The sequence below is a fragment of the Stenotrophomonas sp. WZN-1 genome (assembly GCF_002192255.1).
GTDB lineage: Bacteria > Pseudomonadota > Gammaproteobacteria > Xanthomonadales > Xanthomonadaceae > Stenotrophomonas.
In genome coordinates this window covers 1,197,547-1,215,692 of record NZ_CP021768.1, presented here as the reverse complement: position 1 = coordinate 1,215,692, position 18,146 = coordinate 1,197,547, and the positions used below count along the sequence as shown (strand labels likewise).

The 18,146-nt window shown below is 67.4% G+C and carries 22 protein-coding genes; 7 read left to right on the top strand and 15 right to left on the bottom strand.

The genetic code is table 11. The features are described 5' to 3' along the window. Positions 1 to 37 precede the first annotated feature (37 nt). Entirely contained in the window at positions 38 to 757 is a 720-nt protein-coding gene (locus CCR98_RS05710) for a GntR family transcriptional regulator (protein WP_012510388.1), read from the top strand. A gap of 110 nt (positions 758 to 867) precedes the next feature. Here the strand turns inward: CCR98_RS05710 and CCR98_RS05705 are convergent, their stop codons facing one another. Then, positions 868 to 1,188, bottom strand: coding sequence for a hypothetical protein (locus CCR98_RS05705; protein WP_087921846.1), 321 nt, complete (start codon positions 1,186 to 1,188; stop codon positions 868 to 870). 151 nt (positions 1,189 to 1,339) lie between these two features. Here CCR98_RS05705 and CCR98_RS05700 point away from each other — a divergent pair, with 151 nt between their 5' ends. Further along, entirely contained in the window at positions 1,340 to 2,287 is a 948-nt protein-coding gene (locus CCR98_RS05700) for a nucleoside hydrolase (RefSeq protein ID WP_087921845.1), read from the top strand. A gap of 4 nt (positions 2,288 to 2,291) precedes the next feature. On the opposite strand, the gene CCR98_RS05695 is transcribed toward CCR98_RS05700, so the two are convergent. The 6 genes from CCR98_RS05695 to CCR98_RS05670 all read right to left on the bottom strand — a co-directional run bounded on the left by CCR98_RS05695 (position 2,292) and on the right by CCR98_RS05670 (position 8,204). Then, positions 2,292 to 3,551 carry an MFS transporter gene (locus CCR98_RS05695; protein WP_087921844.1) on the bottom strand — a complete coding sequence of 420 codons (1,260 nt, stop codon included), beginning with the start codon at positions 3,549 to 3,551 and terminating at the stop codon, positions 2,292 to 2,294. An 81-nt stretch (positions 3,552 to 3,632) separates the two neighbouring features. Further along, the gene (locus CCR98_RS05690) at positions 3,633 to 4,643 is read right to left on the bottom strand and encodes a hypothetical protein (RefSeq protein ID WP_087921843.1); all 1,011 of its coding nucleotides are present in this window, start codon (positions 4,641 to 4,643) and stop codon (positions 3,633 to 3,635) included. A 108-nt stretch (positions 4,644 to 4,751) separates the two neighbouring features. Then, positions 4,752 to 6,065, bottom strand: a complete 1,314-nt coding sequence (locus CCR98_RS05685) for a HAMP domain-containing sensor histidine kinase (RefSeq protein WP_087921842.1) — start codon at positions 6,063 to 6,065, stop codon at positions 4,752 to 4,754. Continuing rightward, complete coding sequence (locus tag CCR98_RS05680) at positions 6,062 to 6,802, bottom strand: response regulator transcription factor (protein WP_049443785.1); 741 nt, start codon at positions 6,800 to 6,802, stop codon at positions 6,062 to 6,064. Before CCR98_RS05680 ends, CCR98_RS05685 begins: the two co-directional genes overlap by 4 nt. A 58-nt stretch (positions 6,803 to 6,860) precedes the next feature. After that, entirely contained in the window at positions 6,861 to 7,406 is a 546-nt protein-coding gene (locus tag CCR98_RS05675; RefSeq protein ID WP_087921841.1) for a redoxin family protein, read from the bottom strand. A gap of 3 nt (positions 7,407 to 7,409) precedes the next feature. Continuing rightward, positions 7,410 to 8,204 (bottom strand): alpha/beta hydrolase, encoded by a 795-nt coding sequence (locus CCR98_RS05670; RefSeq protein ID WP_087921840.1) that lies wholly within the window; start codon positions 8,202 to 8,204, stop codon positions 7,410 to 7,412. A 340-nt stretch (positions 8,205 to 8,544) separates the two neighbouring features. Between CCR98_RS05670 and CCR98_RS05665 the strand changes: the two genes are divergently transcribed. The 5 genes from CCR98_RS05665 (at position 8,545) to CCR98_RS05645 (ending at position 12,127) form a co-directional block, all read left to right on the top strand. Continuing rightward, complete coding sequence (locus CCR98_RS05665; RefSeq protein ID WP_087921839.1) at positions 8,545 to 9,189, top strand: DoxX family protein; 645 nt, start codon at positions 8,545 to 8,547, stop codon at positions 9,187 to 9,189. Positions 9,190 to 9,289: 100 nt separating this feature from the next. Beyond that, positions 9,290 to 9,766: an EF-hand domain-containing protein gene (locus tag CCR98_RS05660; RefSeq protein ID WP_087921838.1), complete on the top strand. Its 477-nt coding sequence runs from the start codon at positions 9,290 to 9,292 to the stop codon at positions 9,764 to 9,766. A 54-nt stretch (positions 9,767 to 9,820) separates the two neighbouring features. Then, positions 9,821 to 10,678: a DUF692 domain-containing protein gene (locus tag CCR98_RS05655; protein ID WP_087921837.1), complete on the top strand. Its 858-nt coding sequence runs from the start codon at positions 9,821 to 9,823 to the stop codon at positions 10,676 to 10,678. Beyond that, on the top strand, positions 10,671 to 11,405 hold the full coding sequence (locus CCR98_RS05650) for a putative DNA-binding domain-containing protein (protein ID WP_087921836.1): 735 nt from the start codon (positions 10,671 to 10,673) through the stop codon (positions 11,403 to 11,405). Before CCR98_RS05655 ends, CCR98_RS05650 begins: the two co-directional genes overlap by 8 nt. Before the next feature lie 83 nt (positions 11,406 to 11,488). Beyond that, positions 11,489 to 12,127: a ferric reductase-like transmembrane domain-containing protein gene (locus CCR98_RS05645; RefSeq protein ID WP_087921835.1), complete on the top strand. Its 639-nt coding sequence runs from the start codon at positions 11,489 to 11,491 to the stop codon at positions 12,125 to 12,127. A 61-nt stretch (positions 12,128 to 12,188) separates the two neighbouring features. Here the strand turns inward: CCR98_RS05645 and CCR98_RS05640 are convergent, their stop codons facing one another. From CCR98_RS05640 to CCR98_RS05605, 8 genes are all read right to left on the bottom strand, one after another. After that, a complete protein-coding gene (locus CCR98_RS05640) occupies positions 12,189 to 12,572 on the bottom strand; it encodes a hypothetical protein (RefSeq protein ID WP_232463090.1) in 384 nt (127 codons plus the stop codon). 90 nt (positions 12,573 to 12,662) lie between these two features. Next, complete coding sequence (locus CCR98_RS05635) at positions 12,663 to 13,799, bottom strand: metallophosphoesterase (protein WP_087921833.1); 1,137 nt, start codon at positions 13,797 to 13,799, stop codon at positions 12,663 to 12,665. Between the two features lie 121 nt (positions 13,800 to 13,920). Continuing rightward, positions 13,921 to 15,462 carry a TerC family protein gene (locus CCR98_RS05630; RefSeq protein ID WP_087921832.1) on the bottom strand — a complete coding sequence of 514 codons (1,542 nt, stop codon included), beginning with the start codon at positions 15,460 to 15,462 and terminating at the stop codon, positions 13,921 to 13,923. 43 nt (positions 15,463 to 15,505) lie between these two features. After that, positions 15,506 to 15,730: a helix-turn-helix transcriptional regulator gene (locus CCR98_RS05625; protein ID WP_087921831.1), complete on the bottom strand. Its 225-nt coding sequence runs from the start codon at positions 15,728 to 15,730 to the stop codon at positions 15,506 to 15,508. After that, positions 15,730 to 16,197, bottom strand: coding sequence for a DUF2975 domain-containing protein (locus tag CCR98_RS05620; RefSeq protein ID WP_087921830.1), 468 nt, complete (start codon positions 16,195 to 16,197; stop codon positions 15,730 to 15,732). The genes CCR98_RS05625 and CCR98_RS05620 overlap by 1 nt, the downstream gene beginning before the upstream one ends. A gap of 185 nt (positions 16,198 to 16,382) precedes the next feature. Further along, entirely contained in the window at positions 16,383 to 16,964 is a 582-nt protein-coding gene (locus tag CCR98_RS05615; protein ID WP_087921829.1) for a hypothetical protein, read from the bottom strand. 94 nt (positions 16,965 to 17,058) lie between these two features. Continuing rightward, positions 17,059 to 17,490, bottom strand: a complete 432-nt coding sequence (locus tag CCR98_RS05610; RefSeq protein WP_087921828.1) for a pyridoxamine 5'-phosphate oxidase family protein — start codon at positions 17,488 to 17,490, stop codon at positions 17,059 to 17,061. A 134-nt stretch (positions 17,491 to 17,624) separates the two neighbouring features. Then, positions 17,625 to 18,062 (bottom strand): hypothetical protein, encoded by a 438-nt coding sequence (locus CCR98_RS05605; RefSeq protein ID WP_232463089.1) that lies wholly within the window; start codon positions 18,060 to 18,062, stop codon positions 17,625 to 17,627. Positions 18,063 to 18,146 lie beyond the last annotated feature (84 nt).

Below are 18,146 nucleotides of genomic sequence, written 5' to 3'. Positions count from 1 at the left end.
GCCAGCGGCCGGCACTACCTGGCGGTACACTTCCTCCATGGCCATTGCCCCTGCCCCGCGGTCACCAAAGAAGCGCGCGCCCCTGTATGAAGAGGTGGCCGAACATGTGCGCGAGCGCATCTACGATTACCGGCTGCCGCCGGGCGAGTGGATCGACGAGCCCGCGCTGTGCGAAGAACTGGGCATCAGCCGCACGCCCCTGCGTGAGGCGCTGAAGCTGCTGGCCGCCGAAGGCCTGGTGCAGATCGATGCCGGTCGTGGCAGCCGGGTCACCCGGTTGACGCTGGAAGACCTCAACCAGCTGTTCCCGGTGATGGCGATGCTTGAAGGCCGCTGCGCGCATGAGGCGGTCAAGCACATCGACGACGCCGGCGTGCAGCAGCTGGAAGACCTGCATGCAGCGATGGAGGCGGCGGCGGCCGAAGGCAACATCGCCGAGTACTACCGCAACAACTACCTGATCCACGAAACCGTGCAGCACTACGCGGGCAACCCGTGGCTGATCCGCATCACCCACGACCTGCACCGCATCCTGAAGATGCATCGCGGCCGCCAGCTGCTGACCCCCGGCCGCACCGCGCAGTCACTGGCCGAACACCGCGAGTTGATGGAGTGCTTCCGCCGCCGCGACGCGCAGGCTGCCGAACGCACCATGGAACGCCATCTGCTCAGCCAGGGCCAGGCACTGGCCGCCTATGTGGCGGCGGGCGGGCTGCTGAACGTACCAGCGCCGTTGCCGACCGAAGGCGGCGGCTGAGCGGGCTGTCGTCGCCTTTGTAGAGACGAGCCATGCTCGACTGCTTTTCGATCAGGCATCGCGGCGTTGGAACGAAGGGCAGTCGAGCATGGCTCGACTCTACAGAGGCCTCAATCGCCGCAGCTGCCGCCGTCACCCCCACCACCATCACTGCTGCAGTCGGCGCTGCTGTAGCTGTGATGGCTGTGGTTGTCACTGGAACAGCCAACGGAGGTGTCATGGCTTCCGCCGCCATCCCCCCGGCTTCCCGAGCCATCGGCCGTGGCCACCGCCATGCACAGGATCGCACCGACCAGCGGCAGCAGCCAGACCAGCAGCAACTGCACCGTCCGGCCGCCCGCCGACAGGCCATCACGCCTGACGATCACCACGGTAGCCACCACGTTCAGGCCCAGCACCAGCAGGACCAGCAGAAGGGCAACGATCAGCATTCGGCGGCTCCGTGCCTGGACTGGGGGCATTATGGCCTGCCACCCCGGCAATGGCCCTGCCTGTCATGAAGATGGGACAATGTAGGGCGCGCTGGCCTGCCCCGCGGCCGTCGGCGCCCCCCGCACCACACGGAAGAAGAAGAACAACAACATGCTGAAAGTCATTTTCGATACCGACCCGGGCGTCGACGACGCCCTGGCCCTGCTGTACCTGCACAAGCACGCCCAGATCGACCTGGTCGGCGTCACCACCACCTTCGGCAATGCCTCGGTGGAATCGACCACGCACAACGCGCTGTACCTGAAGCAGGCCTGGGGCTTTGCCGCCCCGGTCGCGCGCGGTGCCGAAGGCCCGCTGCAACCGGAAGCCACTCCGGAAGCCTGGCCGGTGCACATCCACGGCCACAACGGGCTGGGCAATCACCCGGTGCCGGCCGAACTGGACGTGGCCGCCGACGCGCGCCCGGCCCACCAGCTGATCATCGACCTGGTCCGCGCCCATCCGGGCGAAGTGACCCTGGTCGCAGTCGGTCGAATGACCAACCTGGCCCTGGCCCTGCAGCAGGCCCCGGACATCGCCGGCCTGGTGCGCGGCGTGGTGATCATGGGCGGCGCCTTCCACGTCAACGGCAACATCACCCCGGCCGCCGAGGCCAATATCTGGGGCGATGCAGAAGCCGCCGACGTGGTATTCACCGCCACCTGGCCGGTCACCGCGATCGGCCTGGACGTGACCACCCGCGTGGAAATGGACCGTGACGGCCTGGACACGCTGGCTGCGATCGGCGGCGCCGATGCCGAGCTGGTGCGTGCGCTGTCGCAGGATTACGTCGACTTCTACCTGCAGGCCGGCCACAAGGGCATGGTCGTGCACGACTGCTGCGCCTGCATCGCGCTGACCCGCCCGGAACTGTTCCAGTTCGAGCGCGCCAGCGTGCGCGTGGCCACCGACGGCGTTGCCCGCGGCATGACGATTCCCAAGCCGGAAGGCCTGGCGTTCGGCCCCAGCGTGTGGGACGGCCACGTGGTGCAGTCGATTGCCATTGGCGTGGATGCGGCCGCGGTACTGGCCGACATCGAGCAGACCCTGAAGGTCTGACCCGCTAGCGTTTGGCCCTGCCCGGGACCGTCTCGGGCAGGGTCCACAGCACCGGCAGCACCAGCACCGCCACCAGCGCGATCATCGCACCCGGTGCCGCTGCCCACCCGCTGCGCTCCACCCACCACTGCGCCAGCCATGGCGTTGCCCCGCCGAAGAAGGCGGTGGCCATGGTCACCCCCAGTGCCAGCCCGCTGACCCGGCCCTCGCCCGGGAACTGCTCGGCCGTGGCCGGGGCCGCCACCGCGCTCACACCACCGGCTACACAGGCCAGCAGCACCGCCGCCAGCGCGATGCCCAGCGCCGTTGCCTGCGCCATCCACGCGAACAGGGACAGCGGCAGCAGCGCTGCCAGCAGGGTCAGGCCCAGCAGCATCGGCCGACGCCCTACGCGATCGGACAAGGCACCACACAATGGCGTGATCGCGATGACCGCGACTGCCGCAATCGTAGACAGCCACAATGCATCGCCCTCGTCGTGGCCCTGTGCATGCAGGAACGCCGGCACATAGGTGATGCCCACGTAGTAGGTGATCGATCCCAGCGCCGAGATCGCGAAGGTGCGTGCCACCGCCAGCGGGTGGTTACGCAGTACGTGGCGCAGCGGTGTAGCCGGAATGCTGCCTTCGCGGCGCTGTCGCTCGAACTCCGGCGATTCGTGCATGCCCGAGCGCGCGACCAGGATCACCAGTGCCAGTGCCGCACCGACGAAGAACGGAATACGCCAGCCCCAGCTGTCCAGCTGCGCGGTGGGCAGCAGCGCAACCGTAAGCGCCGAGATCGCCACCGCCAGCAGTGCGCCTACTTCACTAGCCGCCGAGGCCAGCGAGGTCACCAGGCCACGTCGCCGCGCCGGTGCGCTTTCCAGCAGGTACGCCACCACCCCGGTGTACTCGCCGCCCACCGAAAAGGCCATCACGCAGCGCAACACCAGCAGCAGCACGCCCGCCGTGGTACCTGCCGTGGCCGCAGTCGGCAGTAGCGCAGTGGCCAGCATCGCCGCCGCCATCAAGGCCATCGACGCCAGCAGCATCCAGCGCCGGCCCAAGCGGTCGCCCAGGTGGCCGAAGCACAGCGCGCCCAGCGGGCGCATCAGGTAGGACACCGCGAAGCCGGCCAGGGTGACCAGCAGCGCCTGCTCGCCACCGCCGAAGAACACGCGCGACAAGACCGTGGCGAAGTACAGGTACAGGGTGAAGTCGTACCACTCCACCACCGTGGACAGGCCGGCCACCCACATCGAGCGCTGCCGCGCCGCGGTCATTGCGTATTCGCCTTCAACAGCCTCGATCCCGGTTGCGCAGGTTTGAAGCAGGGTGGCATGGCCGGGGTGAAATACCGGTCATCAGCTGTCCGTCGCCTGCATGTACTGGGTTTCATGCCCGGTGAAATGCTCGCCGTCGAAGCCGAAGCAGAAGCGCCCCTCCTCGAACACGCGGTAGACCAGCAACGCGCCCTCGAGGCAGAACTGCGGCTGGTCCACGCCCGTTTCCAGTGTCCCGTAGCCGGTGGCATCTCCGCCTTTCCCTGCTGGCCCGGTGAAGGCATCGAACGGCAATGGCGTCGCCCTGCCCGTGCGGGTATCGACCAGCACCAGCGTGCGCTGGAAGTACTCGGGACGATCATCGACCTGCACCAGCAGATAGTGCTGGTTGAAATCGGGTTTCCGGGTCTGGAGGGCATCTTCGATGGCGGCGCGGTGCTGCGCATCGCAGAAGTCGACCGGGCTGTAGCGGTAGCTGCAACCGTCGTGGTCGTAGGGCAGGTTCATGCCGGAATAGCTGATGCTTCCCGCGCTGTCCGCGTCGTGGCCCAGTTCCGGGGTGCTGCACAGCAGCCACGAATACTGCGCATCCTCCGGGTCGGCCAGCAGCTTCGGCTCACGGCCCGCTTCGTAAGCCACACCACCCGGGAAGTCCTGCCCCAGGTGCTGGCGGGCGATTGAACGCGCCTTCTCCAACGGCAGGCCGATCCTGGCCCCACGGAACGAGACGAACGTCATCGTCGGCAGGATCACCTCTTCCACCGGCAACCCCTTCCACTGCCCCTGCACGCAGAACGTGGCGATCTCGTTCTCCTCGTCCTCCTTGCAGGACTTCGGTGCGTTCGCAGCCAACCAGGGGTGGGCCGGGCGGTCGGTTTGCTGATCGATGTACCAGCCGTCCAGCGCGCAGATCGGCAGGGCATCCAGCAGCGGGGAGAGATCGGTGGCGGCCGTTGGCGCGACAACCGGCGTGTCTGCAGTGGGCGCCTCGGCCGGCAGGTCAGGCGTGCGCTGGCAGGCCGCCAGCAGCAGCGCGGCGATCAGCAACGCGGCGTAGCGTAGGCGCCGGATTGAATGATGCGTTCCCTGCATTGCGTGGTGCTCCCTGGTTTCAACACTCGCTGCAGATGATCGCCGATTCCCGGGCGGTGCAGGAATGCTGTAGATCCACGCCATGCGTGGATGCTCTGACCGCGCCCGTTACCCCGGCAGCTGCAGCTCCGCCCGCAAACCGCCGCCCTCGCGGTTGTGCAGCCGCAGTGAGCCGCCCAGCGACTGCACCAGCTGCACCGCGATGGCCAGGCCCAGGCCGGTGCCGCCGGTATCGCGGTTGCGCGAGCTCTCCAGCCGATGGAACGGCGCCAGCACTGCCTGCAGCTGGCCCTCGGGAATGCCGGGGCCACGGTCGGAAATTCCGATCCACACCCTTCCGGCCTCATCGCGGCCCGCCTCGATCTCGGCGGCACCGGCGTAGCGCAACGCGTTGTCGACCAGATTGCCGACCACCCGGCGCAGCGGCTGCGGCCAGGTCTGCACGACCAGTCCAGCGGGCGCACCACCACTGACCGGCTTGCCCATGTCCTCGTAGTCGCCGACCACGCTGGCCAGGAACGCACCCAAGTCCATCGACACCGGCGCGCCACTGGCGACGTGGCTGCTGCGCGCATAGGCCACGCCTTCGCGCACCAGTTGCCCAAGGTGGTCGAGGTCGGCCAGCAGTCGCTGCTGGGTGCTGTCTTCAGGCAGGCTCTCCACCCGAAGCTTCATGCGCGTGATGGGGGTCTGCAGATCGTGCGAGATCGCTGCGAGGATCTGCAGGCGCTCACTGACATGGCCACGAATGCGTGCCTGCAGTGCATTGAGTGCGGCCGCCGCACCGCCTACTTCCGCAGGACCATCTTCAGGCAGTGCCGGCCCGTCCTTGCCCGGCTGCAGCTGTTCCACCGCCTGCGACAGCTGCTGCAGCGGGCGCATGGCCAGGCGCACCGCCAGCCACGCGCACACCAGCAGCAACGCCAGCTGCACCAGCAGCACGGCGGGCAGCCAGCGCGCCAGCGGCAGGCCCGACGGAGTGACTTCAATGGTCAACGGTGTGCCGTCATGCAGGTGCAGTTCCACCTCGAACCGCTCCGGCAGGCGAGCTACCTGGCGCGCCTGCAACGGATAGCGATGCTGCAGGCTGTCGTCGATGATCGCGGTGACCTGGCGTGCACGATCAGTCTGCAGCCCCGGCCCGGCCGCAGCCGGGCGCAGCAGGTAACGGTAGGTGCGCCGCTCCAGCCGCGGCACCCACGCATCGCGCTGGTCCGCGGGCAGGTGCTCCAGCAGCGCGACACTCACGGCCACGTCTTCATCGAGGTTGCGCAGCATCATGCTGCGGGTGGACTGGTAGCGTTCGAAGAACAGCAGGCCGAAAGACAGCGCGTGGGCCAGCGCCAGCCCGCCCAGCAGCACCAGCAGCAGCCGCGCCGACAGCGTGCGCGGCCAGCGTGGACGGCGTGCGCCGGTGTTCATTCGTCCGGCCCCAGCAACTGCACCGGCACGCTGAACACATAGCCTTCGCTGCGCACGGTCTTGATGTAGGTCGGCTCGCGTGCGTCGTCCCCCAGCCGTTGGCGCACGCGACTGACCAGCAGGTCGATCGAGCGGTCGAACAGTTCGGCATCGCGGCCCTGCGTGAGGCTGAGCAGCTGGTCGCGGCTGAGCACCCGATTGGCGTGATCGAGGAACACGCGAAGCAGGCGGAACTCGGCGCCACTGAGCGGATACGCAGTGTCCTGCGCATCCAGCAGATGGCGCGCGGTGGTATCCAGGCGCCAGGCACCGAAGGCCAGCTGGCGACCGGCTTCGCTCACCTGCAGGTTCGGCGGCAGCATCCGGGTGCGACGAATCACCGCGTTGATGCGTGCCAGCAGTTCGCGCGAGGAAAAGGGCTTGGTCACGTAGTCGTCGGCGCCCATTTCCAGGCCGATGATGCGGTCGGTCTCGTCGTCGCGTGCGGTCAGCAGCACCACCGGCACCGCCCGATGCTTGCCGGCACGCAGGTTGCGGCACAGGCTCAGGCCGTCCTCGCCCGGCATCATCACGTCCAGCACCACCAGGTCCACTGCATGGGTATCCATCAGTGCGCGCATGGCCCGGCCACCGTCGGCCTGGCTCACGCGCAGGCCGTTGCGTTGCAGGTAGTCGGCCAGCATCTGGCGGATCTCGCTGTCATCGTCGACGACCAGGATGTGCGGTACAGGGTTCATTGCGTTCTCGATGAAGGCAGGGGGACAGCGCCGCGCGGCGTAGCCATGGTAGCGCGGCTCAGGGGGTGGCCAGCAGGCGCTGGATCTCGCTTTCGGTACGTGCGTAGTCGCCCTCGCCGTAATGGCGGTAGACCACCCGCCCCTGCCGGTCGAGCAGGTACAGCGCGGGCCAGAAACGGTTGTCCCAGGCGTTCCAGATCCGGTACTGGTTGTCCTGCACCACCGGCCAGGTGATGTCCAACCGTGCGATGGCCCTGCGCACGTTGCGGGGCAGCCCTTCATAGGCGAACTCCGGCGTATGCACGCCGATCACCTTCAGGCCCTGCGACGCGTACCGTGCGTGCCACTGGTGGACATACGGCGCCACGTTGAGGCAGTTGCTGCAGGTGTAGGTCCAGAACTCGACCAGCACCACCTGCCCCCGCAACTGCTTCAGTGTGAGCGGGGAGCTGTTGTGCCAGGGCCCGCCACCGTCGAACCCCGCCATCGGTGCGGCATCGAGCGGCTGCGCGCCGGCATCGGCGCCGGGCCATGCCAGCAACAACGCCGCTCCGCCCAGCAGCCCCAGCAACAGCGGCAGTGCATACCCTCGCAGTGCGGCCATCGCTCAGCCCCCCTGCTCGGCCAGCGGCAGTTCCGCCGGCTTCACCCCTGCCGCTTCCAGGATGCTGTCGGCCACCTGCGCCGGATGCGAAAGCAGCGACACATGGCTGCTGCCGATCGATTGCAGCTGTGCACCGATGCGACGTGCGGTCGCGGCCTGCAGCTGCGGCGACAGCATGCGGTCATCGCGGCTGAGCACGTACCAGCTCGGCTTGCTGCGCCACGCCGCAACGTTCACCACCTCGCCCAGCGCGCTGGCCTTCAACGGGACCTGCGTGCTGTACAGCAGTGCAGCCGACTTCTTCATCACGTCCGGCGCGAAGTCCTGGGCAATGGCATCGGCCGGCAAGGTCAGGTAGCCATCCTTCTCCTGCAGTCGGGCCAGGCCCGGACCGACCGGGAAACCTTCGCCCTGCTGCGCCGAAGATTGGCCTGCATCCGGTGCGAAGGCCGCCACGTACACCAGCGCCTGCACCTTCGGGTCATTGCCGGCTTCGGTGATGACCGTGCCACCCCAGCTGTGGCCGACCAGCACCACCTTGCCGGGCGCAGCGGCAATTGCGCGGCGGGTGGCGGCGACGTCGTCGGCCAACGAGGTGAGCGGATTCTGCACGGCCACCGCGGGCAGCTTCCAGTCATGCAGCGTGCTGATGACCTTGCTCCAGCTGGAGCCATCGGCGAACGCGCCGTGCACCAGGATGACGGTGGGCGGTGCAGTGGTATCGGCCTGGGCAGCGAAGGCCGGGGCGGCGGCGCCGGCAAGGGCGAGAGCGGCGGCGAGCAACGAGGTACGGATCATGGGTGGCAGTCCGGTGTTGGGAGTGGCCATTTCCGCCTGCCGGTGTATCGGCGCTGTTTCTCCGCGGCGCGGAGTTGTACCGGACTGTAGGGCCCAGGCGGGTTTCTACAGTGGGATACATTCGGCCGCCGCGCCGGGCCGGGCGCTGCCGGGTGGATATCGCTCCCCGCATGCGGGCGCGCATCGCCCCGATTGCATCAACGCATCGTCTTTGTATCTGACTGTACGAACCCCGGCCGCAGCCACAGTCGCTGACAAAACCCCGGGCAACGGCACACGTTGCCGATACCTGCGCCGCCTGGAATGGACTCCATCGACCACTGGCCCGCAGGACACCACCATGATCAGCACCGCCTCTTCCGTGTACACCCCCCGCCTGGACGCTGTCGGCCGCTGGCTCTCGCCATTGGCGCTGCGCACCCTGCTGGCCTGGGAGTTCTTTGAATCCGGCCGCGAGAAGCTGGGCGGCCAGAACTGGTTCGCCGACCTGGAAGGTCGCTTCCCCTTCCCGTTCTCCACCCTGCCCGCATCACTGAACTGGCAGCTGGCCACCTGGCTGGAACTGGTGGGTGCAGTGATGCTGCTGCTCGGCCTGGCCACGCGCTCGGTGGCCTACATCTTCTGGGTGCTGACCGTGGTCGCCATCGCCGCCGTGCACTGGCCCGACCAATGGAACGGCCTGGGCGAACTCTGGCAGGGCTATGCAATCACCGACCAGGGCTACGGCAACTTCAAGCTGCCGCTGCTGTTCCTGGCCATGCTGCTGCCACTGATCCTCAACGGCGGTGGCGCACTCAGCGTCGACCGGCTGCTGGCCGGCTCGCAGCACGCCCCCGTTGGCAATGACGGCTTGGGTTGGGGTGTCAGCCTGATCGCCCTGCTGCTGCCGGTTGCCGCGCTGTTGCCCGGTATCGGCTTCGGTGGCGCCCTGCTCGGCGGCGTGCTGCTGGTGGGTCACGTACTGCGCCGTCGCCGCAACGCCTGATCCGCTCCGCCCCTTCACCGCGCTTCTTCCCTTCGTTTCCGTCGCCTTCAAGCGGCGTCCATCCCGCACGCCCCGCGTGCTTTCGCAAGGAGTCACCACCATGTCCGTCTCGACCAAGAACACCCCCTCTTCCCGCCTGCCGCGCATCGGTGCCATCGGCATCGCCCTGGCCGGTGGCCTGCTGCTGGCCGGCCAGGCCGCGGCGACCCAGCCGCTGGCGATCAGTGCCGTGGCCATGAGCGCTGCCGCCGAAGGCAAGTGCGGCGAAGGCAAGTGCGGGGCCAACAAGACCGCCACCGGCAAGCCCGCCGGCAAGGCCAAGGTGGCCGAGGGCCAGTGTGGCGAAGGCAAGTGCGGCGACGCCTCGTTTGCCCGCACCGACCGCGACCACGATGGCCGGGTCTCGCGTGCCGAGTTCAACGCCGTGGCCGCCAAGCGTGCCGCCGAGTTCGACCGCATCGACACCGACCACGACGGCTACATCAGCGAGCAGGAAGCACACGACTACCTGCGCAGCGTCTACACCGCCAACGGCAAGCCGATGCCGAAGGGCCTGTTCTCCCGCGTTGCCGATTGATCGACGTTCAACCGGCGCCGCCTCCGAGGCGGCGCCCTCTCCGGAGTATCCGTCATGACCCTGCCCCTGCCTTCCAATGCCGCCGGTCTTGGCCTGCGCCGTGGCCTGATCGACGAACTGCTGGCCATGCCGGCCGGTGCCATCGACTTCCTCGAAGTTTCGCCCGACAACTGGATCGGCGTCGGCGGTGCACACGGTGCAGCGCTGCGCAGGTTGAGCGAACGCCACCCCCTGACCTGCCATGGCCTGTCGCTGTCGTTGGGCGGTCCTGATCCGCTGGACCGCACCCTGCTGGCCCAGACGCGTGCCTTCCTCGACCTGCATCAGGTGCAGCTCTACAGCGAACACCTGAGCTACTGCGCCGCCGGCGGCCATGTCTACGACCTGCTGCCTCTGCCGTTCACCGCCGAGGCCATTCACCATGTCGCCGGCCGCATCGCCCAGGTGCAGGACATGCTGGGCCGACGCATCGCCGTGGAGAACATTTCCTACTACGCCGTTGCCGGTGCGGAGATGAGCGAGATCGACTTCATCAATGCCGTGCTCGCCGAGGCGGACTGCGACCTGCTGCTGGACGTCAACAACGTCTTCGTCAATGCCTGCAACAACGGCTACGACGCGTTCGAATTCCTGGCCCGCGTGCCGGCCCGGCGGGTCGCCTCGCTGCATGTGGCGGGCCACTTCGATGAAGACGATGGCTTCAAGATCGATACCCACGGTGCGCCGGTGAAAGGCGTGGTCTGGGCGCTGTTGCGCGAGGCCTATGCGCGGGTTGGCGTGCGCCCCACCCTGCTCGAACGCGACTTCAACTTCCCGCCACTGGCCGAGTTGCTGGCTGAGGTCGCGCAGATCCGCCAGGCACAGGCCGAGGCACAGGCCGAGGCACATTGGCCCGAGGTGGCCCATGGCTGAGTCGCTGGCCACCCTGCAACGGCGTTGGGCCGACCATGTGCGCGACCCATCAATGCCCGCACCCGATGGCGTCGAGGCGCGCCGGCTGGCGGTGTACCGTCGCCTGTGCATCGACAGCCTGGACACCCTGCTGGCTGGCACCCTGCCACGCCTGCAGCACCAGTTGGGCATGCCGCGCTGGCGCGACACCGTGGAGCAGTACTACGCCAGCCACACCTGCCGCACCCCGTTGTTCCCACAGATCGCTGGCGAATTCGCGGCCTGGCTGGCGATGCAGGACGCGCTGGCACTACCGGCCTGGGCAGCGGAACTGGCGCACTACGAGAGCACGCAGCAGTCGCTGCACATTGAAGCGCGCGCCGCCGGGCGTTCGCCGCACCGCGTTCCGGTGGACAGTGATGTGCTGGCGGTCTCGCCGCTGGTGCGGGTGCTTGGCTACCAATGGCCGGTACATGTGGACGAGGCGCTGGAACCGGTATCGAGCGCAGCGCCCACGCTGCTGGTGATCCAGCGCCTCGCCGATTTCAGCCTGCAGGCCGAGGAACTGTCACCGCTGGCCTACGCGCTGCTATCGGTCTTCGGTGACGACGGCGCGCCGGTGGATGAGGCACTTCAGGTGCTGTCCGAAACACATGGCGTGGCAACGGACGCATTGCGCGTGGTCTGCCTGCCCGTTCTGGGCGAGCTGTGCGCGGCGGGCGTGCTGGTTGTGCCGAACGACTGTTGAAGGTGCCGGCCAGCGGCCGGCACTACCCCTTCATTGGCCGGCCAGCGGCCGGCACTACCCATCCCCTACTTCGAGGTTTGATCATGGCCCTTTCCAATCCCCCCCTGCTGCACGGCTGGCGCCTGTTCGTAGCCATCGGCGTGGTCCTGATCGCGTTCGCACTGACCGCCTTCGCCCTGTATCCCGATGCAGCCGAAGGCAGCCGCGCGGCGATCCGGCTCACCGCCCGCACATCGTTCCTGCTGTTCCTGGCGGCATTCACGGCATCCTCCTTCGCCACCCTGCTGCCCGGCCCGTTCACTCGATTCCTGCTGCGCGAGCGGCGCATCATCGGCCTGTCCTTCGCGTTCTCGCACCTGCTGCACGCAATCGCCATCACCAGTTTCGGCATCCTCAACCCGGCGTTCTGGCCAGCACGCTCAGCGCTGGCCAACCTCCCGGGCACGGTGGGCTACCTCGCCATCCTGGCGCTGGCCATCACCTCGCACCGGGGAATCGCCCGCCGCATGGGACCCACGGCCTGGCGTCGCCTGCACCTGACCGGCATGTGGATCATCGCGGCGGTGTTCACCTACTCGTACTTCAAGCGCGTGCCAGGCAACTTCTGGTATGCGGTGCCGTCGGCGCTGCTGTTCACCGCCTTCGTGGTGCGCTGGATCGCCAAGCGGGCGCAAGTGCTGCGTCGAAGTGCGCATGCGCGGCCGCCGCTGCGGGCGGCCTGACGGGCCGGGGTCAGATCCCTTTGCCAAAGGCGCAGGGACCTGACCCCGTCATGCCGCCCCATCAGCCGTTGCGTGTGGCGCGATAGGCAGCATACGCATCGAGGATCTTCTGCAGCCGCGCGTGTTGCTTCGTCCCCATGGCTACCCGTTGCACGCGCTTCAGCAACGTCTTCCACATGTATCCGGACCGGAAGAAATACGGCCGCACTTCAAGGAAGGTCAGCGCGACATCCAGCGTATTCGGATCGTGTTCGGCCAGCCGATTCAACGCGTTGGCATAGCCGCCCGGAAACGCCAGACGCTCGTAGTTCTGGCGGAATTCTGCACAGGCCGCAGCGTGCCGCTCCCGCTCCTCCGGCCCACGCCAGCGTGTACCCGCGGTATCGCGGATCACCTGGCTGAGCCGGTTGATCTCATCGGCATTGGCGCGGATCAGGCGTTCCATCGGTGCGCAGGGATGGGCCATGGGTCTTTCCAGAGTTGTCGGGGGTCAGATCCCTTTCCCCAGGGCAAAGGGATCTGACCCCACTTCCGGTTACGGCGCGCGGCGCAGCGTCACCAGGGTGATCTCAGACGGTACGCCGATGCGCGCCGGAAAACCCGCCCACAGGCCTGCACCATTGCTCACGTACAGGGTCATGCCATCCACGTCGTAGCGTCCGGAAACATAGCCACCGTTGGCACGCTTCACCAGCTGGTCCATGCCGATGATCTGCCCGCCGTGGGTATGCCCGGACAATTGCAGCTTCACGCCACGCGCGGCCGCCTCGCGTGCATTGCGCGGGCGATGGTCGAGCAGGATCACCGGCGCGATGGGATCGGCGCCAGCCAGTGCGGTCTCCAGATCCGGCAGTGGCAGGCCATAGCGCGCCGCCACCGGGTCGGTGACCCCGGCGATGGTCAGCGCTGCATCACCGCGTCGTACCTGCAGGTGGCTGTTCTCCAGCACCTGCATGTGCAGCGCGCGGAACGCCTGCATCCACGCCTGGTACTGCGCGTAATACTCGTGGTTGCCGGTGATGGCGATGACACCGTCCGGCGCCCGCAGGTCCGCGAGCGGGCGCGCGTCGTCACGGCGGGCCTCGACACTGCCGTCGATCAGATCGCCGGTGATCACGATCAGGTCCGGCGTCAGTGCGTTGCTGTCATCCACTACCCTGCGCACCCAGTCACCGGTCAGCAGGCGGCTGGCATGGATGTCGGTCAGCTGCAGCACGCGATAGCCGTCGAACGCGGCCGGCAATCCGGCGATGCTCACCTCGATCTGCCGGGGCTTGGGCACCGCCATGCCCTGGCTGACACCATAACCACTGACCAGCAGTGCCAGCACGCCGGCCACCGGTCGCAGACGCCGCGTGCGCATGGCGGCTACCGCACGTGGCCAGCGCAACAGGCGCGACAGCAGCAGGCCGGCGTCCAGCACCAGCATCACCAGCGCCAGCAGCAGTACGGCAGTCGAACCCGTGGCCAACGTCGCGATGGCCAGCTTGGGGATCTCGGGCGACGCCGTCGTACCCCAGAAGGTGGCGACGATGCGCAGCTGCACGGCAACGCCCACCAGCAGCAGCGACAGCACGACCTTCAATGCAGCGGGCATGCGCAGCGGCCAGAACAGGCGCCAGGCCACATACAGGCCCATCAACAAACCGATCGTACTCAGCACTGCAACCATCCTGGAAAGAAAGCGGGCCGGCCATGGTGACGGTTGCCGGCAGTGTTGTGTAGAGCCGAGCCCATGCCCGTCTTCTCAACATGCAGCCGGGCATGGGCCCGGCGCTGCAACAACAGGTGGGTCAAGCCATTCCGTCGAGGCGCTCCACCCGCAGGCGGGCGATGCGGCGCTTCTCCATCGCCAATACGGTGATGCGCACGCCGGCCGCCTCCACCGCATCTCCGATGTCCGGCAGACGGCCCAGCTGCTCCAGCACCAGGCCGGAGATGGTCATGTAGTCGGCACTGCGCGGCAGCGACACGCCCGCCAATCGCTGCAGGTCGTCCAGGGTCAGCGCACCGTCGGCCTCCCACTGATCCTCGCCCTGTGCGACCACGCCATAGCGCTCGTCCTGGGTATCGACCAGGTCACCGGCAATCGCCGCCAGCAGGTCGTTGGCGGTCACCAGGCCCTCCACGCTGCCGTACTCGTCCACCGCCACCGCCAGCGGCACCGGATGCTGGCGGATCAGTTCCAGCGCCTGCAGCGCACTGGCACTGGACAGGACGTACTGCGGTTCGCGCAGGTTGCCTTCCAGCTGCAGCGGCTTGCCCTGCAACAGGTCGGCCAGCACATCCCGGCTCTGCACCACGCCACGCAGGCTGTCCAGGTCACCATCGCCGACCAGCAGGCGGGTATGCGGTGACGCCACCAGGCGCGCCACCACATCTTCCTGCCGACGTGCCAGGTCGATCCACTGCACGTCGGCGCGCACGGTCATCACGCTCGACACCGGTCGATCGGCCAGGCCCAGCACGCTGCGGATCATCTCGTGTTCGGCCGGCTGCAGGCGCTCGTCGGCGTCCACCTGCTCGTCCACGCCTTCGTCGGCGTGGCCGTTGGCCGGGCGCGCGCCCAGCATGCGCAGCACGGCATCGGCGGTACGCTGGCGGAACGGCTGGCGGCGCTCGTTGCGCTCGCGATTGAAGCGCACCCACTGGTTGAACGCTTCGACCAGGATCGAGAAGGCAATCGCCGCGTACAGATAGCCCTTCGGAATCTTGTAGCCCAGGCCTTCGGCCACCAGGCTGAAACCGATCATCAGCAGGAAGCCCAGGCACAGCACCACCACCGTAGGATGCTTGTTGACGAAGCGGGTCAGCGGCTTGCTGGCCACCAGCATCAGCGCCATCGCGATGGTCACCGCGGCGTACATCACGCCCAGGTTGTCGACCATGCCCACCGCGGTGATCACCGAGTCCAGCGAGAACACCGCGTCGAGCACCACGATCTGTGCCACCACCATCGTGAAGCTGGCATAGACCTTCTTGCCATCCTCGTGATGCCCGCGGCCTTCCAGCCGTTCGTGCAGCTCCATGGTGCCCTTGAACAGCAGGAACAGGCCACCGCCCAGCAGGATCAGGTCACGCCCGGAGAAGCTGTGGTCGAACAAGGTGACCAGCGGCTCGGTCAACTTCATGATCCAGGCCAGCGCCGCCAGCAGCACCAGCCGCATCAGCAGCGCCAGCGCCAGGCCGATCACCCGCGCGCGGTCGCGCTGGTGCGGCGGCAGCTTGTCGGCAAGGATCGCGATGAACACCAGGTTGTCGATGCCGAGAACGATCTCCAGCACGACCAGGGTTGCAAGGCCCATCCATATCGAGGGGTCAGCCAACCATTCCATTTCAGGTCCGTTTCGTCAGTAGGTAAGGGAAAAGAGCAATCATTCAGTCGGCGTCCTGCAACTGCGCCGGATCATGCCCGAGCAGGTCGCCGGGCGTGCACTGCAGCTCGCGGCAGATCGCATCCAGCGTGGAAAAGCGGATGGCGCGCGCCTTGCCGGTTTTCAGGATCGACAGGTTGGCCAGGGTGATGTCGATGCGCCCGGCCAGCTCGGACAGGGTCATGCCCCGTTCCTGCAGCATGCGGTCCAGGGTGATGATGATCGCCATCAAATGACACCATCAAGGTCATCGCGCATCGCTGCGCCCACGGCGAACACGCGTGCCAGCACGAACAGCATCAGCACCGCCACCAGACCGGTGATCGACATGCCGCCGCCCACCTCCATCCAGGTGAAGTCCGGGCCCATCCAGGCCGCGTAGGCACCGATCAGGATCGACAGCAGCTCCATCGCCAGCATCAGCCACGCCATGCGTTTCAGGCGTTGTGCATTGGCGTGGGTGAACGGCCGCTCGCGCGCCGCCGACCTCAGCAGCCGCAGCAGATGGCGCAGGAACAGCAGGCACAGCACCAGCAGCGCGACGATCGCGCCCAGGCCCAGGCAGAAGTGCAGGAACAGGTCGTTGCCGTGCGCGGCGGCGGCATCGGTGTCATGGACGCTGTCGAGCAGCCAGCGGCGGTCGTGGGCGACCAGTGGCACGGCCAGCAGTGCGGCCAGGATGCCCAGCCAGCACATCGCCCGGACGGCCTGTACAGCGGCCTGGGCCAGGGTGAACAGGCCTCGCGCGGGTCTGGCGCGGGCGGGACGAGCGGTCAAGCGGCCTCCGGGATTGGGGTGGCCTCGCCGCCCCGGGGTGGATTTATCGATAAACGATATACCACATCCCGCATGAAAGGCTGAATCGCGCTGAGTGATCCCGATCAGGGCCCAGGCGTGCTCTGCTCGAGCATCGCTTCACCCGGCGTCACCGAAGCCATCGCCTGTACGCCGGCCTCGGCCGACTGCCGCGTGACCAGCCGGAAGCGCGCCTGCAGCTTGGCCTGGCCGGGCGTGGCCCAGCCATACTGGATCGCCACCTGGTCGGCCGACAACGGCCCACGGCCCGGCAGCGAACGCGCCTGCAACGGCTTCGGCGCCGCCTGCACCAGCCGTGCGAAGCCCTTCTGCACCACCGCGGCATCGGCCTTCTCCGCGTACACCGTGCAGGTTCCATCGTCGGCCCAGCTGACCGCATAGCGGCCGCTGGCCAACGGCACCATCCAGGCCACGCCCGATTGCCCCTGCAGCAAAGTTGCCGCCTCGGCCGGCTGCAGCGGTGCCAGCCCGTTGGATTCCATCAACGACTGCAGACGCACCGGCGCACCGATGTGCTGCATGCAGGCGGTATCGAACAACTCGCTGAAGGGATCCTGCGCCGGGGCCTTGGCCTTGGGAGCACGCGCGGGTTGCGCCACCGCCAGAGCGGGCAGCAGGGCCAGGATCAGCCAGGAGGCAGGGCGCATTGGAACTCCACGGTACGGAAACCAGCAGGGAGGATGGCAAAGCCCGGGTGCGGCGCGCAACGACTGCGGTAGCCGCCGGCCCCCCTCCCCCGGGTCAGACTGCGATTTCGCCCTGGTCCTCGCCATCCCAGTAATGCACGCGGATGGCTCGTACGTGGATCAGTACCAGCCCCGGGGTATCCACCCCCTGTTCAAACCATCGCTCGAGATCCTTCACCCAGTGCTGTGCCATCACCCCCCTGTCCCGGATCAATGCGGCCCTGCCTTGGACGTGCACGAACAGCGGTGGCTTGCCCAGCAGTGACTTGCTGCCGGAAAAATCCAGCGCAACCGCGGGGTCAGCTTCAATCTCGCGCACCATGTCGGTGCCTTCCGTGGTGAAGAACCAACTGTCACCGTCATAGTCCACGTCACCGTTGTTGCTCATCGGGCGACCGGCAATCTCTCCACCGGCGTGGGTCTGCAGCATGCTGAAATCAATGCCAGCCATTTTCTTGGCCAGTTCGGGCAGGGTGAGGCGGGTCATGGGTAGTTCCTTCAACCGGTGGATGTCGAGCGTCTGCCCAAGGCGGTGAGCAGGAAGTGGACAGTCCTTGCTGGCTTCTTCACGCCTCGGCACCCGGCACTCTCACAGCGACCATCCGCAGCGTGCCCCCGCGATCAGCCCCCCAGAGGAGGCCCGAGGACTGTCGATTCGTCTGCCTTTGGCACCAGCCTCGATCCACACGAAAAGCTGCGTTCATTTGCCATCGTCACCTGCACGCTGGCCAGGGTGTCCACACCTTCAGCATTGCGGCACGACTTGCGCTTGATCTCGACGATGGCCGATTGCCTGCCAAGCTCCCCGTTGAGCACGATCAGCGGACCGGGAGCGTCGGCCGGTTGGCCAGGATCGCGCAGCGTGCCCTTGGGAATACGGCCATCGGCGCTGAGGCTGGCGTCGTGGTTACCCTGGCCGGTGGAAGCAATCTCGATGCTCCAACCTGCCCCACCACCAGTGAAGGCAGGCACCGGGCTCATGCCGGCCGCAACGGAAGGATGACGCCGCGCACCGCCCGGGTTCTGTGATGCAGTGGCGACAACGGGGCGGAGGGGCATGGCAATGTCCTCGAAGCTGCGAGCGGCCAGTCCAGGGGGGCGCGTCTACCACGGGAATGAAAGAAACCGCCTGCACTCAGCTTG

Bases quoted from the DNA above. Each gene is read 5' to 3' on its own strand.
- CCR98_RS05710 (WP_012510388.1), top strand. From the start codon at position 38: ATGGCCATTGCCCCTGCCCCGCGGTCACCAAAGAAGCGCGCGCCCCTG.
- CCR98_RS05705 (WP_087921846.1), bottom strand. From the start codon at position 1,188: ATGCTGATCGTTGCCCTTCTGCTGGTCCTGCTGGTGCTGGGCCTGAAC.
- CCR98_RS05700 (WP_087921845.1), top strand. From the start codon at position 1,340: ATGCTGAAAGTCATTTTCGATACCGACCCGGGCGTCGACGACGCCCTG.
- CCR98_RS05695 (WP_087921844.1), bottom strand. From the start codon at position 3,551: ATGACCGCGGCGCGGCAGCGCTCGATGTGGGTGGCCGGCCTGTCCACG.
- CCR98_RS05690 (WP_087921843.1), bottom strand. From the start codon at position 4,643: ATGCAGGGAACGCATCATTCAATCCGGCGCCTACGCTACGCCGCGTTG.
- CCR98_RS05685 (WP_087921842.1), bottom strand. From the start codon at position 6,065: ATGAACACCGGCGCACGCCGTCCACGCTGGCCGCGCACGCTGTCGGCG.
- CCR98_RS05680 (WP_049443785.1), bottom strand. From the start codon at position 6,802: ATGAACCCTGTACCGCACATCCTGGTCGTCGACGATGACAGCGAGATC.
- CCR98_RS05675 (WP_087921841.1), bottom strand. From the start codon at position 7,406: ATGGCCGCACTGCGAGGGTATGCACTGCCGCTGTTGCTGGGGCTGCTG.
- CCR98_RS05670 (WP_087921840.1), bottom strand. From the start codon at position 8,204: ATGATCCGTACCTCGTTGCTCGCCGCCGCTCTCGCCCTTGCCGGCGCC.
- CCR98_RS05665 (WP_087921839.1), top strand. From the start codon at position 8,545: ATGATCAGCACCGCCTCTTCCGTGTACACCCCCCGCCTGGACGCTGTC.
- CCR98_RS05660 (WP_087921838.1), top strand. From the start codon at position 9,290: ATGTCCGTCTCGACCAAGAACACCCCCTCTTCCCGCCTGCCGCGCATC.
- CCR98_RS05655 (WP_087921837.1), top strand. From the start codon at position 9,821: ATGACCCTGCCCCTGCCTTCCAATGCCGCCGGTCTTGGCCTGCGCCGT.
- CCR98_RS05650 (WP_087921836.1), top strand. From the start codon at position 10,671: ATGGCTGAGTCGCTGGCCACCCTGCAACGGCGTTGGGCCGACCATGTG.
- CCR98_RS05645 (WP_087921835.1), top strand. From the start codon at position 11,489: ATGGCCCTTTCCAATCCCCCCCTGCTGCACGGCTGGCGCCTGTTCGTA.
- CCR98_RS05640 (WP_232463090.1), bottom strand. From the start codon at position 12,572: ATGGAACGCCTGATCCGCGCCAATGCCGATGAGATCAACCGGCTCAGC.
- CCR98_RS05635 (WP_087921833.1), bottom strand. From the start codon at position 13,799: ATGGTTGCAGTGCTGAGTACGATCGGTTTGTTGATGGGCCTGTATGTG.
- CCR98_RS05630 (WP_087921832.1), bottom strand. From the start codon at position 15,462: ATGGAATGGTTGGCTGACCCCTCGATATGGATGGGCCTTGCAACCCTG.
- CCR98_RS05625 (WP_087921831.1), bottom strand. From the start codon at position 15,730: ATGGCGATCATCATCACCCTGGACCGCATGCTGCAGGAACGGGGCATG.
- CCR98_RS05620 (WP_087921830.1), bottom strand. From the start codon at position 16,197: ATGTGCTGGCTGGGCATCCTGGCCGCACTGCTGGCCGTGCCACTGGTC.
- CCR98_RS05615 (WP_087921829.1), bottom strand. From the start codon at position 16,964: ATGCGCCCTGCCTCCTGGCTGATCCTGGCCCTGCTGCCCGCTCTGGCG.
- CCR98_RS05610 (WP_087921828.1), bottom strand. From the start codon at position 17,490: ATGACCCGCCTCACCCTGCCCGAACTGGCCAAGAAAATGGCTGGCATT.
- CCR98_RS05605 (WP_232463089.1), bottom strand. From the start codon at position 18,062: ATGCCCCTCCGCCCCGTTGTCGCCACTGCATCACAGAACCCGGGCGGT.